The 1505-nt window shown below is 37.1% G+C and carries 1 protein-coding gene; it reads right to left on the reverse strand.

The window, feature by feature from the left end:
- Positions 1-10: 10 nt before the first annotated feature.
- Entirely contained in the window at positions 11-1363 is a 1353-nt protein-coding gene (locus tag KDK14_RS18210) for an ankyrin repeat domain-containing protein (protein WP_257266619.1), read from the reverse strand.
- Positions 1364-1505: the final 142 nt, after the last annotated feature.

A 1505-nucleotide genomic window follows, 5' to 3' on the forward strand; every position in this document is an offset into this window, starting at 1 on the left:
AAAACCGGGGTCAAAAAACCGGGGTCAAAAAACTTTCTTTTGTTAAAAAAATTTGGAACCTGTCTGTTTGAATCAAGATATTCTTCTCGATGATTTCACTGAGGGTTTCATCAATGTCCTTTATTATTCCAGAATGGCAGGACTCTATGCATTCTCGCAAAAATTCGACAGGGATGTCAGGTAAAGGTTTATTGAAATGCTTGAGATTAATATCTTCAATAGTTATATAATTTTGAATGTTGCATTCTAGTACGATATCAAATAATTCATTTAGTTTTTTTTCTATAAACCCATAGATCTTTTCTCGATATTTTAAGCAGAAGCCCTCTTTATATGAAGATATAATCTCATTCTTTAGCGGTTCATTATTTGCAAAAAAGGGTGTAAGTTTTTGAGTTCTATTCGAATAACTTTCTTCAAATGCGATTAAGTCCTCAGTACGGTTTTTTTCTGGATTTTGCCTCTCTAATCTATCCGCACCTGCATATAAACCAACAGTAGAACCGTCAATTAGATTTAAAGCAGCACAAGTAGCAGCTCCGATGATTGCGGGCACCCCAACCCCCCCCATAGCAACTGCTGCTCCAGTAGCAGCTGCACCTGCTACTATGGTGATCGCTTTAGCTGCTAAACATAAAGCCTTATGTTTTTGCATGAAATACCTTGGCTGCTTATCCAGCCATTCTTCGATTATTTTTTCAATATCTTTGAATTTTTCGGAGTTAAAATTGCGTTGATCATGTTTAGTCTTCTGTAATTCAATAGCAATTTGCCCCTTGATTTTACTCTTTAATTCTTCTTCTTTAGGATTGCTTTTTTTCACTTGAATAAGTTGTTTATTTGTACCACTGATTTCACTTTCAAGGTTATTTATATCTTTCTCTAATTCATATAGGATTCCAATACCGGCGGATGGAACGGTAAATAGGTCTAAACACTTTAACAGCTCTACATTGACATCTGCTCCAGCTTTAATGAGAGCCTCAATGCATTCGGTGCTGTTATTTTGAGTTGCGATGGTCAATAGATTACTACCGTTATCAGTTTCACGATGGATATTTGGGTTTAGCTGGAGCATTTTTTCAAGCGCCTCACAATCATTTTTTTGACAAGCATCCACAGCCAAGTTTTGCCTATTACGAAGCAATGGCATGGCAGGTCCAGGACAAGCATCGCAAAGCCGTCTATCAAGCCTGATGTTGTCTTGCCGTGACAACGATTGGTAAATACAATCCAAATGAAACTGATGACCTTGACTGCACGATGATTTGACAAACGAACGTCCGCCAAATGGACTCGAATCTTTTTTTGTGCAGATAATGCATATCGGAGTTTGTCTGATTGCACCGCCTGTGGGATTCATTTAACCTCCAATTTATCAGCGAAACTATTGACCAAATAATAAACCTGATGATTACACGACCATAACCACAGGGCACTAAAGCAGTATTTTGTTTGAATAATAAGAACCAAGTTGATTTAGTTGATTTAGTTGATTTAGTTGA

This window comes from Endozoicomonas sp. ONNA2 (genome assembly GCF_024606365.1).
Lineage (GTDB): Bacteria > Pseudomonadota > Gammaproteobacteria > Pseudomonadales > Endozoicomonadaceae > Endozoicomonas.

Excerpts from the sequence above, each read along its gene's own strand:
- KDK14_RS18210 (WP_257266619.1), bottom strand. The coding sequence starts at position 1,363 with ATGAATCCCACAGGCGGTGCAATCAGACAAACTCCGATATGCATTATC.